General features: G+C 64.9%; 12 protein-coding genes. 6 read left to right on the forward strand and 6 right to left on the reverse strand.

What is annotated here, in order from left to right:
• Nucleotides 1–64 precede the first annotated feature (64 nt).
• Nucleotides 65–2,593, forward strand: coding sequence for a UvrD-helicase domain-containing protein (locus PZ895_RS00960; RefSeq protein WP_275837157.1), 2,529 nt, complete (start codon nucleotides 65–67; stop codon nucleotides 2,591–2,593).
• 190 nt (nucleotides 2,594–2,783) lie between these two features.
• Nucleotides 2,784–3,944 (forward strand): hypothetical protein, encoded by a 1,161-nt coding sequence (locus PZ895_RS00965; protein ID WP_275837158.1) that lies wholly within the window; start codon nucleotides 2,784–2,786, stop codon nucleotides 3,942–3,944.
• 49 nt (nucleotides 3,945–3,993) lie between these two features.
• Here the strand turns inward: PZ895_RS00965 and PZ895_RS00970 are convergent, their stop codons facing one another.
• Entirely contained in the window at nucleotides 3,994–4,329 is a 336-nt protein-coding gene (locus tag PZ895_RS00970; protein WP_275837159.1) for a hypothetical protein, read from the reverse strand.
• 161 nt (nucleotides 4,330–4,490) lie between these two features.
• A complete protein-coding gene (locus PZ895_RS00975; RefSeq protein ID WP_275837160.1) occupies nucleotides 4,491–5,123 on the reverse strand; it encodes a DapH/DapD/GlmU-related protein in 633 nt (210 codons plus the stop codon).
• Nucleotides 5,124–5,204: 81 nt separating this feature from the next.
• Between PZ895_RS00975 and PZ895_RS00980 the strand changes: the two genes are divergently transcribed.
• Genes PZ895_RS00980 through PZ895_RS00990 form a run of 3 tightly spaced genes read left to right on the forward strand, consistent with a single transcriptional unit; the run spans nucleotide 5,205 to nucleotide 6,860 of the window.
• The gene (locus tag PZ895_RS00980) at nucleotides 5,205–5,357 is read left to right on the forward strand and encodes a hypothetical protein (protein ID WP_275837161.1); all 153 of its coding nucleotides are present in this window, start codon (nucleotides 5,205–5,207) and stop codon (nucleotides 5,355–5,357) included.
• A 37-nt stretch (nucleotides 5,358–5,394) separates the two neighbouring features.
• Nucleotides 5,395–5,967, forward strand: a complete 573-nt coding sequence (locus PZ895_RS00985) for an SCO family protein (protein ID WP_275837162.1) — start codon at nucleotides 5,395–5,397, stop codon at nucleotides 5,965–5,967.
• A gap of 20 nt (nucleotides 5,968–5,987) precedes the next feature.
• Nucleotides 5,988–6,860 carry a 50S ribosomal protein L11 methyltransferase gene (locus tag PZ895_RS00990; RefSeq protein WP_275837163.1) on the forward strand — a complete coding sequence of 291 codons (873 nt, stop codon included), beginning with the start codon at nucleotides 5,988–5,990 and terminating at the stop codon, nucleotides 6,858–6,860.
• 74 nt (nucleotides 6,861–6,934) lie between these two features.
• On the opposite strand, the gene PZ895_RS00995 is transcribed toward PZ895_RS00990, so the two are convergent.
• A complete protein-coding gene (locus PZ895_RS00995; protein ID WP_024588687.1) occupies nucleotides 6,935–7,120 on the reverse strand; it encodes a hypothetical protein in 186 nt (61 codons plus the stop codon).
• 223 nt (nucleotides 7,121–7,343) lie between these two features.
• On the opposite strand from PZ895_RS00995, the gene PZ895_RS01000 reads away from it, so the two are divergent.
• Entirely contained in the window at nucleotides 7,344–9,173 is a 1,830-nt protein-coding gene (locus PZ895_RS01000) for an aminopeptidase P family protein (protein ID WP_275837164.1), read from the forward strand.
• On the opposite strand, the gene PZ895_RS01005 is transcribed toward PZ895_RS01000, so the two are convergent.
• The 3 genes from PZ895_RS01005 to ligA form a co-directional block, all read right to left on the reverse strand.
• Nucleotides 9,165–9,458: an AzlD family protein gene (locus PZ895_RS01005; RefSeq protein ID WP_275837165.1), complete on the reverse strand. Its 294-nt coding sequence runs from the start codon at nucleotides 9,456–9,458 to the stop codon at nucleotides 9,165–9,167. The genes PZ895_RS01000 and PZ895_RS01005 overlap by 9 nt on opposite strands.
• Nucleotides 9,455–10,162, reverse strand: a complete 708-nt coding sequence (locus PZ895_RS01010; RefSeq protein WP_275837166.1) for an AzlC family ABC transporter permease — start codon at nucleotides 10,160–10,162, stop codon at nucleotides 9,455–9,457. Before PZ895_RS01010 ends, PZ895_RS01005 begins: the two co-directional genes overlap by 4 nt.
• A 119-nt stretch (nucleotides 10,163–10,281) precedes the next feature.
• Nucleotides 10,282–12,429 carry an NAD-dependent DNA ligase LigA gene (gene ligA / locus PZ895_RS01015; RefSeq protein WP_275837167.1) on the reverse strand — a complete coding sequence of 716 codons (2,148 nt, stop codon included), beginning with the start codon at nucleotides 12,427–12,429 and terminating at the stop codon, nucleotides 10,282–10,284.
• Nucleotides 12,430–12,495 lie beyond the last annotated feature (66 nt).

Here is a 12,495-nt window from a genome sequence, read left to right on the forward strand (position 1 = left end):
TTGGCGGCGGCGGCCCTGTTCGCGTTCTGGTCTTTCGGTCCCGAATCATTACATTGCAGGAACCATGTCCGGATTTCCCGACGATATTCCCTTCTTCGACGAGGACGACCGTCCCCGACGCCCCGCTCCCGCGCCGCAAGCGCAGGGCGGAGGGCTCGCCGCACGCGCCATGGCCGCGCGCCGGCCCAACGCGCCCGACTATCTGGCGGGGTTGAATCCCGAGCAGCGCCAGGCGGTCGAGACGACCGAAGGCCCGGTGCTCGTGCTGGCCGGCGCCGGCACCGGCAAGACGCGCGTCTTGACGACGCGCATCGCGCATATCCTTTCCACCGGCCGCGCCTGGCCGAGCCAGATCCTCGCCGTCACCTTCACCAACAAGGCCGCGCGCGAGATGAAGACGCGCATCGGCGTCCTCGTCGGCGAGGCGGTCGAGGGAATGCCGTGGCTGGGCACGTTCCACTCGATCGGCGTCAAGATCTTGCGCCGCCACGCCGAACTCGCGGGTCTGAAATCGGGCTTCACCATTCTCGACACCGATGACGTCGTGCGGCTGATCAAGCAGTTGATCCAGGTCGAGGGGCTCGACGACAAGCGCTGGCCCGCGCGCCAGTTCGCACAGATGATCGACGGCTGGAAGAACAAGGGCCTCGGCCCCGCCGACATTCCCGAAGGCGACGCGCGCGCCTTCGCCAACGGCAGGGGCCGCGAACTCTACAAGGCTTACCAGGACCGACTTCAGACGCTCAACGCCTGCGATTTCGGCGATCTCTTGTGCCACCCGATCCGCATCTTCCGGGCGCATCCCGATGTCCTGCGCGAGTATACCGAGAAGTTCCGCTACATCCTCGTCGACGAGTATCAGGACACCAACACCGCGCAATATATGTGGCTGCGGCTTCTGGCGCAGCGAACGCCGGCCGGGAACGGCAGCCGCGTTTCCCCCAACATCTGCTGCGTCGGCGACGATGACCAGTCGATCTATGGCTGGCGCGGGGCCGAGGTCGACAACATCCTGCGCTTCGACAAGGACTTCCCCGGCGCGACGGTTATCCGGCTCGAACGCAACTACCGCTCGACCGCCCATATCCTCGGTGCCGCCTCGCACCTGATCGCGCATAATGAGGGCCGGTTCGGCAAGACGCTCTTCACCGAAAAGGCCGATCCCGACGATCCGCGCGTGATGGTCCATGCCGCCTGGGATTCGGAAGAGGAAGCGCGCGCGCTCGGCGACGAGATCGAGTCCCTCCAGCGCAAGGGCGCGAACCTCAACGACATGGCGATCCTGGTTCGCGCCTCGTTCCAGATGCGCGAATTCGAGGATCGCTTTGTCACGCTCGGCTTGAACTACCGCGTCATCGGTGGTCCGCGCTTCTACGAGCGCGCCGAAATCCGCGATGCGATGGCCTATTTCCGCGTCGTCGCGCAGCCAGCCGACGACCTCGCCTTCGAGCGCATCGTCAACGTGCCGAAGCGCGGCCTCGGCGAGGCGACGATCCGCCAGATTCACGACACCGCGCGCACGCTTCGCATTCCGATGCTGGAAGCGGCCGCCAAGCTTGCCGAAAGCGACGAGTTGAAGCCGAAGCCGCGCGCCAGCCTGCGCGAAGTCGCGGCCAATTTCGCGCGCTGGCAGGCGTCGCTCGAAACCATGCCCCACACGGAGCTTGCCGAGACCATCCTCGATGAGAGCGGCTACACCGAGATGTGGAAGAACGACCGCTCGGCCGAGGCGCCGGGCCGGCTCGACAATCTCAAGGAACTGATCCGCTCGATGGAGGACTACGAGTCGCTGCGCTCGTTCCTCGAACATGTCGCGCTGGTCATGGATGCCGAGCAGCAGGAGGAGATGGACGCGGTTTCCATCATGACGCTGCATTCGGCCAAGGGGCTCGAATTCGACACCGTGTTCCTGCCGGGCTGGGAGGAAGGGCTGTTCCCGCACCAGCGCGCGCTCGACGAGGGCGGGCGTTCCGGCCTCGAAGAGGAACGCCGCCTCGCCTATGTCGGCCTGACGCGGGCGAAGAGGAATCTGCATCTGTGGTTCACCTCGAACCGGCGCATCCATGGGCTCTGGCAATCGACGATCCCCTCGCGCTTTCTCGACGAACTGCCCGACGCCCATGTCGAGGTCGCCGAAAGCGGCAACAGCAATTATGGCGGCTATGGCATTGGCCATGGCGACAGCTTCGGCGGCCGCCGCAACCCCTACGGCGCCTCCCGTTTCGACGACCAGGGCTCGTTTTCCAACACCTATGCGACGCCCGGCTGGCAGCGTGCGCAGAAGAACAAGACCGAGGCGACCGACCGCAACTGGGGCTCGCGCTCCGGCCATCAGGTCGAGCGGATCGGCTATGGCGAGCCGGATTCGGGCTTCGGCGCCGGGCGCGGCTCGATCAAGGGTCGAACCATAGAGGGCGAACTGGTCGCCAAGTCGGTGGCGCAGACCCCGTCGGCCTTCGCGGTCGGCGACAGGGTGTTCCACCAGAAATTCGGAAACGGCAACATCTGCACCATCGAGGGCAACAAACTGACCATCGACTTCGACAAGGCCGGTCAGAAACGTGTGCTGGACGGCTTCGTGACGGCAGCGTGATTGCTCTTTCTGGTTGCATTAAATTCGTTTAATACATTTTTAAGTTGCATTTGAGATCGTCGGCCTGCATGGCAATGACGCCTTGCACATTCCGCTTCCGGGCGGTTCGACTCCGGGACCCCTTCCGTCTCACCACCCCCGCGGCGGAAGGGGTTTCGAAGAGGGCTGGACCCGGCCGGATCGAGGTCTCATGCGTCTTGCCCTCCTTCTTTCCCCTCTCCTGCTCCTGCCTGGCATCACAACCGCATCCGAGAAGGATGCGTCCTCGCCCGTTCGCGCCGAGCTCTCCGTTTCGCGTCACCATACCGACAACGTGCTCGACGAGCCGCTGGCGGTCTCCGACTGGTACACGCTGATGCGCGGGGCGGTCAGCGGCGACATCGACCACCCGCTCGGCCAGACGCGCATCACGTTTGACGGCGAACTGCGCCGCCACGACCTCTTCACCATCGAGAACGATGCGGCCGGCGGCATCGAGACCCAGACGACGCTGCGCCCGTCGGAAGACCTCGAACTGCGCGGCACGCTCTTCCTGCGGCACATCCGCGAGGGCGATGCGCTGGTCATCGAGGATCTGGCGATCGGGACGCAGACGGCGAAGACCATCGGCGGCGCCGGCGCGGTGGTCGGGTTCAGGCTGACGCCATTGCTGGTCTCGACCACGGAATTGAAGGGATTTCGCGAACGTGCCGGGGACACGTTATTCGAGGACGATGTTCTCGCGCCCACCCGTTTCGAGCCTGACCGCGACCGCATCTTCGCCAGCCAGGGCCTGACGCGCACCGTTGGCCGGTTGCAGACGGGATTGAGAGCCGCAGTCGAACGGACGACCTTTTCGGAAATCTTCGACGAACCGGTCGAACTCGATCGATTGCAGCTACGCGGGGAGATTGGATGGCGAAGCGAGAACGGCTATGCGCTGGCGCTCGCGACAGGCGGCGAATGGCTGCGTGCCTCGTTCGACCTGATCGATGTCGTGCGCCCGTCGATCGAGGCCACGGCCGTTGCGCCTGTCGCCGGGCTGGAACTGCGCGGGACGCTGCGTACGAGCTTCGACAGTGACGACACGGACGACCTTCTGGCGTCTTGGGTGCGGCGCGCCGAAGCGCAACTTGTCTGGCCGCTGGCCGAACACCTCGCTTTGTCGACAGGTGTCTTCGTCGAGGCGCGCGACAATCTCATATTCGATTACAGCGAGAACCGCCGTGGCATATACGGTGAACTTGGCTGGAAGACCTCCGAGCAGGTGACGCTCGTCCTTCGCCTGGATTACCGCGAGGACCGCGCGCCGGGAATCGACCTCGTCAAGGACAGGCTCGACGCTTCGCTCGCGGTTCGAACCCGCCTGTAGCGCGAGAAACGGGCGACCGGGGCCGCCCGTTCCTCAAACCGGACTTGCCCTAGCGGCGACCCTTGCGGACGGAATACTTGCTGGAATTTCCGCCCAGGATGCCGAGCGTGCCGCCCAGGATGCCGTTGCCATTGCCGATGCCATTGCCGGTCTGGTTACCGCTCAGGATGCCCGAGACGACATTGCCCGACGCGATCGGCGAGTTGTTGAGCACCGACGTGCCGTTGAGCAAATTGACGTTGCCGGTGCGCACGGACGGCGAGACGTTGATGAGCCCGCTCGAATAATTGTGCGAGTTGCTGCCGCCCCAGCCGCCGGCCTGGGCCGACAGACCGGAAAGAGCGAGGGCTGCTGCTGCGGTCGTGACGATGATGAAGGTCTTCATGTGGTCTTCTCCTCTCTTGATCGCGCCGGTTCGGTTCGCTTCCGAAGATGAAGAGGCCACAGCATTGCGGTATACGCAATCAGAAATTGCAATACTTCATTAACACAGCCAATAAACGGCCGATTAACCTTTCGCCTTGACCCTAACAGCCGGCATTTGAATCAAGTTTTATCGGTTCGATACTTCGACACGAATTCCTCGATCGAAAGCTGCTGCATGTCCGGCAACGTTTCGGCCAGTTTTTCATGCGGCCAGTCCCACCATGCCATCTCGACCAGCGCCGCGGCGATGTCGGCTGGGAACCGCTGGCGCAGAACGCGGGCGGGCGCACCGGCGACGATCGCATAGGCCGGAACGTCGCGGGTGACGACCGCATTGGCACCGACGACCGCCCCGTCGCCGATGGCGATGCCGGGCATGAGTACGGCGCCGTGGCCGATCCAGACATCGTTGCCGATGGTAACGCGCGCGGCCTGCCGATGTGCGCGATAGCCGGCATCGACGCCGTGGAAGCGGAAATATTCGTTCGGCCGGTAGGTGATCTTGTGCGTGGTGACGCGCTCCATCGGATGTTCGAGCGCGTTGATGCGGACGTTTGCGGCGATCGAACAGAACTTGCCGATGGTTGTGTAGATCGCCTCGCCATGACGCTCGAAATAGGAGAAGTCGCCGACTTCGACATCGCGCAGCAGGACGCGCGGTCCGACCGAGACGAAGCGTCCGAGCCGGCAGCCCTTGAGTTCGGCCGTCGAATGGATCTTGGGTTCGGAATCGTGCGGCAGGAAAGCGCTCATCGCGAAAGCGTGTACGTGTCCCGCCGGACGGCGGCAAGATGACATCTTTCGGCGCAAGCTTCGTGCCGCTATATCCATCTCATGATCGGAAACCGGATCGCGACACAGCTTCTGCTTGCCGCCGGCGCACTGGCGCTTTCCGCGGCGACCGGGCTTGCCTTCGCCGGCTGGCTCGACAGCGGCGCGCGCATCTTCATGGCCATGGCCGAGACCGGCATGGCCTGGTGCTTCTGACCTCGATTTCCACGAACCCGAACGGACGATTGCCGACATGCGGACCCTTCTCGTTGCAAGCGTAATCATCGTGGCTGCGGCCGTCGGCTGGATCAGCTTCGACTGGTATGCGAACCGCACCGTTGCGCGATCCTTCGGCGAGCCGTTCACGCTGGTCGACCAGCGCGGCGAGGAGATCACCGAGCAGGCGTTTCGCGGCCAGCCCTCTGCGGTGTTCTTCGGCTTCACCCACTGCCCCGAAATCTGCCCGACGACGCTTTACGAGATGGATGGCTGGCTCGACCAGCTCGGCGCGGAGGGCGAGGAGATCCGCGCCTACTTCGTCTCCGTCGACCCCGAGCGCGACACGCCGGAAATCCTCGACACCTATGTCGGCAACGTCTCCGAGCGCATCACCGGCATCACCGGCGAACCGGCGAAGGTCGAAGCGATGGCGAAGTCCTTCGGCATCTTCATCCGCAAGGTGGAGCTGGAGGGCGGCGACTACACGATGGACCACACCGCCTCGATCCTGCTCCTGGACAGTTCGGGTGACTTCATGGGCACCATCGCCTATGGGGAGAATCCCGAAAACGCCGTCGCCAAGCTGAAGCGCCTGGCCGCGAGCTGACACCACCGAAGGACGACGCGGTGCCCCAGACACGACTTTACTTCAGCGCCGCGAAGAAGGACGCCGAAGCCGCCTACCGGCAGCTCGAAACGCTGCTCGAGGATGACGGCTTCCCGATCTCGATCTTCGAACTCGACGAGGATGCCGGCATCAACGAGGTGTCCGTCTATATCGACGGCGAGCCGGAAGGGCTGGAGGCGCGCATCGCGCAAGTGCTGAAGGCCAACGCGCCCTCGGCATTGCTCGAACGCGAGAACCTCGACGACATCGACTGGGTGGCGAAGTCGCTCGAAGGGCTGAAACCGGTCCGGGTCGGCCGGTTCCTCGTCCACGGCGCGCATGACCGCGACAGGCGGCGGATCGGCGACCTCGCCATCGAGATCGAGGCGGGCCTCGCCTTCGGCACCGGCCATCACGGCACCACGGCCGGGTGCCTGGAACTCATCATGGACGTCACCCGCCGCGAGCGCCCGCGCACCGCGCTCGACCTTGGAACGGGAAGCGCGGTGCTCGCGATCGCGCTGGCGAAACTCTGCCGCATTCCGGTGCTGGCGACGGACATCGACCCCGTCGCGGTCGGCGTCGCGCGGCAGAACGTGCGGCTCAACCACGCCCATGCCTATGTCGACACGGTGACGGCGGCAGGCTTCCACCACCACGTCTTCGCGAAATGGCGCCCGTTCGACCTGATCGTCGCCAACATCCTCGCGCGGCCGCTGATGACGCTCGCGCCTGAGATGGCGCGTAACGTCGCGCCGGATGGTTCGCTGATCCTGTCGGGCATATTGGAGCGCCAGCGCGAGGCGGTGATCGCGGCCTATGTCGGCCAGTCGTTCCGCCATGTGCGCACCATCCGCCGCGAGGGCTGGGTGGCGCTGCACCTCAAGCGCTGACCATAAGAAAAAGGGCGGCCCGCCCCCGGACCGCCCTTCCCCCGATATCGCCCCTGGAGCGAAAATCTTCGCGCTTAGTAGAGGTAGGAACCGCCTGCGCTCTTCTTCAGTTCGTCACGGGTGTAGCCGTGCGAACGCAGCGTCTCGTCGTCGAGCATGAGGAGCGCGCTGTTCACATAACGGGTCGCCTGCTTCGAACGCGCTTCGACGAGGGCGTCCATTGCGCCGCGGAAGAACCCGCGCTTTGCTGCATTTGCCATTTCGTCTTCTCCTTGATCCGATTGGAAGAATGTGTCCTCCACGATCAAGAAGGTAAGCATTGCTGACCTTTTCCACCAGTGCCGATGCTGCATGGCTTCCATGTCGTTTTGCATATGCGAATTGACCATGCTGCGACGCAGCAATTCGGGATGCCGTCGATCAGGGTTTCGCGCCTCCGCATGGCGCGCTATGGATCGCCGACACCATTGATGCGAGTAGCCCATGTTCCAGACCTTCGAAAGTCATGCCGATCCCGCTCAAGGCAGGGAACGCGTGCCACTCTTGCGCACTGAGTTGGCGAGGCGCGGCATCGACGGCTTTCTCGTGCCGCGCGCGGACGAGCATCAGGGCGAATATGTCGCCGCGCGCTCCGACCGGCTGAAATGGTTGACGGGCTTCACCGGATCGGCCGGCGCGGCGATCGTGCTCACCGAAAGCGCGGCGATCTTCGTCGACGGGCGTTACACGCTTCAGGTGCGCGATCAGACCGACGCGGGCATCTTCGTCTATGAAAGCCTCGTCGAGACACCGCCGGCGAAATGGATCGAAGCCAATTTGAAGGCGGGCACGCGGCTCGGCTTCGACCCCTGGCTGCATACGATTGCCGAGACGAAGGCGCTGCGGAAAGCCTGCGAGAAGGCCGGCGGCGAACTCGTCGCGCTGGATGGCAATCCGATCGACGCGATCTGGACCGATCAGCCGGCCGCCCCTGCGGGCGAGGTCGCGATCCAGCCGGTCGGCTTTGCCGGGGAACTGGCGAAGGACAAGATCGTGCGTATCGGCAAGGAAATCCGCGCGGGCGGCGCGACGCATACGGTTCTGACCGACCCGTCATCGATCGCCTGGCTCTTCAACATCCGCGGCGCCGATGTCGAGCACACGCCGCTGGCGCTCGCCTTCGCGATTGTGCCCGCAGAGGGTCGACCGTCGCTCTTCATCGACCCGGCCAAGCTCGGCATCGAGGCAAAGGCGTATCTGACGCAGCTTGCCGAACTCCACGCCCCGGCAGCGCTCGAACCGGCGCTGAAAGCGCTGGCCGGTGGCGCGAAGGTCGGGCTCGACCCGCAGCTTGCGCCCGAATGGCTTCGGGCGGCGATCGTGGACGCGGGCGGTGCGACGAGCGACCTGCCCGACCCGGCCCGCCTGCCCCGCGCCTGCAAGAACGAGGCGGAACTGAACGGCTCGCGTGCGGCCCACAAGCGAGACGGCGTGGCCATAGTGCGGTTCCTCGCCTGGCTCGACGCCCAGCAGCCGGGCACGGTGGACGAGATCATGGTCGCAAGCCGTCTGGAATCCGCCCGCGCGAAAGCGGGCGAAGACGTCCAGATGCCGCTGCGCGACATCTCCTTCGACACGATTTCCGGCTCCGGTCCGAACGGCGCGATCATCCATTACCGCGTGACGACGAAGACCAACCGCAAGCTTGCCGCCGGCGAACTCTATCTGGTCGATTCCGGCGGCCAGTATCAGGACGGCACGACCGACATCACCCGAACCATTGCCATCGGCAAGCCGACCGACGCGATGCGAAGGCACTATACGCTGGTGCTGAAAGGGCTGATCGCGATCTCGACGCTGCGCTTTCCGGCCGGCACGCGCGGGCAGGACGTCGATCCCTTCGCGCGGCGCGCTCTGTGGCAGGCCGGGCTCGATTTCGCGCATGGCACGGGCCATGGCGTCGGCTCCTTCCTCGCCGTCCACGAAGGACCGCAGCGCATCGCCCGGACGGGCACGCAGGCGCTTCTGCCCGGCATGATCCTGTCGAACGAACCAGGCTATTACCGCCCCGGCGAATACGGCATCCGGCTGGAAAACCTGATCGTGGTCGAGGACGCCGCAAAGGTCGAGGGCGGCGAGATCGCCATGCACGGCTTCGAGACGCTGACGCTGGCCCCGTTCGACCGGCGGCTGATCGATGCGGCTCTCATGGAAAAGGCCGAGATCGACTGGCTCGACGCCTACCACGCGCGGGTAGCGAGCGAGCTTTCCGACCAGGTGGAAGATGGCGTCAAAGCCTGGCTCGCAGCCGCGACCGCGCCCCTGTCACAATAGGTTGCGGCCCGCGATCAGCACCGCCGCACCGACGATGAACATCGTCATCAGCCCGCTACGCCAGCCGACGATGGCGGCGACGAGCATGGCCGCGATCTCCGCCGGGCCGCCATGATAGGCGGCGGGCGCGACGAGCGTCGTCAGGACGGCCGCAGGCACGGCGTTGAGGCTGGCCTCGACGCGCGGATGGATGCGGTCGAACCGCGACAGGACGAGATGTCCGCCGATGCGCGACAGATAGGTCAGCACCGCGCTTGCGAGGATGATCCAGACGGTCGTCGTCATGCCGCATCCTCGCCATTGCCATTTCCGTTGACCAGCATGAAGGCGGCAAGCGCCATGCCGGCGACCGCGCCGACCGTAACGTGCCAAGGCGATCCGATCGTCTCATAGGCGACGATGGACGCGACCGCGCTCGTTGCGACGATGGGCAGCCAGAGCGGACGCAACCGGAACGACATGACGAGACCGAGGAAGTAGATCGGCAGCAGGAAATCGAGGCCCAGCGCATAGGTGTTGGGGATGAGGCCGCCGAAACGCGCGCCGACCCAGGCTTCCGCCACCCAGAACAGATAGATCGGCATCGCCATGCCCATGAACCAGGCGAAGGTGACGCGCTCGCCATTCTCCGCCTTCCGCTCGGCCTCGGCATATTGCGGGTCGACGAGGAAGAAGAAACCGAAGGCGCGCTGCGAAGAAGCCCAGTGCGGCACGCGTCGGCCAACGGCGGCGGAATAGAGGACGTGCCGGAAGTTCACCGCGAAGATCGACAACGCGATCAGCCACGGCGCGACCCTCTGGCCGAAAAGGTCGAGCCCGACCATCTGGCTCGCTCCGGCATAGACGGTCGCGCTCATCAGCACCGCCTCGCCGACCGAAAAGCCGTTGTCGACGGCCAGCGCGCCGAACAAAAGCCCAAAGGGCGCCGACGACAGCACGACGGGCGGACTCTTGCGCATACCGCGCGCGAATTCTTGGGCAAAGGACATGCCGTCTCTTAGGTCAGCATCGCTGCCCTGTCACATGAAAAGGCTTGAACCATGGGATGTGTCTCGTAGGGCCATGGGGTGGTGGATTTTTGTTATGGAGTTGCTTTTGCAACCGGTCTTTATCTCCCGACCCGCACGAACCACTCGTCCTCGTCGATGACCTCGATACCGAGATCCGTCGCCTGCTTCAGCTTCGAACCGGCGCCCGGTCCGGCGACGACGAGATCGGTCTTCTTCGACACCGATCCCGCCACCTTGGCGCCGAGCCGTTCGGCCATGGCCTTCGCCTCGTCGCGCGACATTTTTTCGAGCGAGCCGGTGAAGACGACCGTCTTGCCCGTCACCGGCGAGGCCACCGTCTGCGGGGCTTCCTCGTCCTGCGGGTCGACTTCCTTCAAAAGCGCCTCGACCGCCTCGCGATTGTGCGTTTCGGCGAAGAACTCGACCAGCGCCTCGGCGACGACGGCACCAATGCCGTTGACGCCGACGATTTCCTGCCACTCGGCGTTGCCGGGATCGCCCTTGCCTTCAGGCATCCTCGTCGCTTCCGCCGCCGCGCGCAGGGCATCGAAGCTGAGGAAATGGCGTGCCAGGCGCCTGGCGTTGGTCTCGCCGATATGGCGGATGCCGAGGCCGAACAGGAAGCGCGAATGCTCGACGCGGCGGCGCTCGTCGATGGCGGCGAAGAGTTTCTTCACCGATACCGCGCCGAAGCCGTCGACATTTTCCAGCTTGGCGAGCGATTTTTCCTGCCGGGCCTTCAGCGTGAATATCTCGGCTGGCGTCTTGATCTGGAATGCGGGGTCCGGGTGGTTGTAGAAGAACTCGACCTGCTTTTCGCCGAGACCTTCGATGTCCATCGCGTTGCGCGAAACGAAATGGCGGATGCGCTCGACCGCCTGAGCGGGACAGACGAGCCCGCCCGTGCAGCGCCGCACCGTCTCCCCCTCCTCGCGCACGGCATGGCTGCCGCAAGCGGGGCAGCGGTCCGGGAAGACATAGGGCTTCGCGTCGGCCGGCCGCTTTTCGGGCAGAATGTCGAGAATCTGCGGGATGACGTCGCCGGCGCGCTGGACGATCACCGTGTCGCCGACGCGGATGTCGCGGCCTTCGCGGATCGGTTGGCCGTCATTGCCGATCCCCTTGATATAGTCCTCATTGTGGAGCGTCGCATTGGTGACGACGACGCCGCCGACCGTGACCGGCTTGAGCCGTGCGACGGGGGTCAAGGCTCCGGTGCGTCCGACCTGGATGTCGATCGCTTGCAGTTCCGTCATCGCCTTTTCGGCAGGGAATTTGTGTGCCGTCGCCCAGCGCGGACTGCGCGAGCGAAAGCCAAGCCGTTCCTGAAGCGCGAGGTCGTCGACCTTGTAGACCACGCCGTCGATGTCATAGGGCAGGTCGGCGCGGCCCGCCTCGATCGACCGATAATGCGCGATCATCTCGTCGAGCGTCGTGCAACACCGCATCAGCGGATTGACAGGAAAGCCCCAGGCGCCGAGCCGCGCGACGGCTTCGAACTGGGTCGCCGCAAGGTTTTCGGACGTTTCACCCCAGGCATAGGCGAAGAAGCGCAGGGGCCGCGTCCTCGTCACGCTCGGATCGATCTGGCGCAGCGAGCCAGCGGCGGCGTTGCGCGGATTGGCAAAGACGCGGCCGCTTTCGGCCATGCGCGCGTTGAGCGCCATGAAGTCATCGCGCGCCATGTAGACCTCGCCACGCACTTCAAGAACGTCCGGGACACCATTGATTCGATTGGGGATTTCCGAAATCATCCGGATGTTGGCGGTGACATTCTCCCCGGTGGTGCCGTCGCCGCGCGTCGCGGCCGTGACGAGGTAGCCGTTCTCATAGCGCAGCGACATCGACAGGCCGTCAATCTTGGGCTCGGCGGTGAAGGTGAGTTCGTCGTCGGGTTTCAGCGACAGGAAACGGCGCACGGACTGCACGAAATCGGTTACGTCCGCGTCGGAAAAGACGTTGTCGAGCGAGAGCATCGGCCGCGCATGGCGGACGGGCGTGAACGCACCGGCAGGTTCCGCGCCGACCTTGAGCGAGGGCGAATCCGCGCGCACGAGTTCGGGAAACAGCGCCTCGATCGCGGCATTGCGCTGGCGCAGCGCATCATAGGCGGCGTCGGAAATCTCGGGCGCGTCCCTGCCGTGGTAGAGGGCATCGTGGCGGGCGATCTCGGCGGCGAGTTGCGTCAGTTCCTCTGACGCCTCGTCCGGGGTCAGGTCATCGACGGATTTCGGGGACTTCGCCATTGCAAGGATTCCGGTGGTCGCTTGGCGCGAACATAGCGGGATCGGCGGGCGGCTCAAGCCGACAAA

The sequence above is a fragment of the Mesorhizobium sp. YIM 152430 genome, assembly GCF_029210365.1.
Lineage (GTDB): Bacteria > Pseudomonadota > Alphaproteobacteria > Rhizobiales > Rhizobiaceae > Aliihoeflea.